This is a genomic window from Lujinxingia vulgaris (genome assembly GCF_007997015.1).
GTDB lineage: Bacteria > Myxococcota_A > Bradymonadia > Bradymonadales > Bradymonadaceae > Lujinxingia > Lujinxingia vulgaris.
In genome coordinates this window covers 1-699 of record NZ_VOSM01000053.1, presented here as the reverse complement: position 1 = coordinate 699, position 699 = coordinate 1, and the positions used below count along the sequence as shown (strand labels likewise).

The 699-nt window shown below is 72.8% G+C and carries 1 pseudogene; it reads right to left on the bottom strand.

The features are described 5' to 3' along the window. A pseudogene (locus FRC98_RS20840) lies at window positions 1-699 on the bottom strand (ABC transporter); the annotation flags it as partial.

Sequence of the window (699 nt, the reverse complement as noted above, 5' to 3'; positions counted from 1 at the left end):
GCCACGACCACGAGCTCGTCGGCCTCCGGGTGCCCGTCCAGGACGTCGAGGCGCCGCAGGAACACGGACGCCTGCTGGTCCATGACCGTGTGGATCCGGGACTCGAGGTTCTTGCGGGCGTCCTCGGCCATCCGCCGCACGGCGTCCTCCCCGAAGACCGCCTCGAGCAGCTTGGTGCCCACCACGCCGGAGCCGCCGGCGATGCCGTCCTCCAGCCCGGTGAGCCCGCCCGTCATGGAGAACACACCGATCATGAGGATCACGGTGAGCGCGTTCACACCCAGCGACATGGCCCGCGCCCTGGTCCGCTTGTCCGCGCCCTCGCGCTGGATCAGCTCCATGAGGTCGCCCTGCCAGGCGCGCACCTGCTCTGCCGTGCGCTCGCGGAAGTCCGGGGGCAGCGAGCCGAGGTCGGACCCGCCGAGCAGGACCCGGCCCGCGGGCTCGTCCAGCCAGCGGCGCTCCGCGGTCTCGGAGGCGCGCGCGGCCTCCTCAACGATCACGGTCTGCAGACCCGTCTCGATGGCCTCCTCGACCTGGACCTCGGGTGCCGGCCTCCCGCTGAAGAAGGCGGTGAGCCGGTCCCGCATCCGGCCGATCCCGGCCTCGAGGTTGCGGAAGAACTCGCCGGTGCCCACGAAGTCCTGCCAGCGGGCGAGGACCTCGCCGCGCAGCAGGGTCCCGTCCCGGGTCGACTCG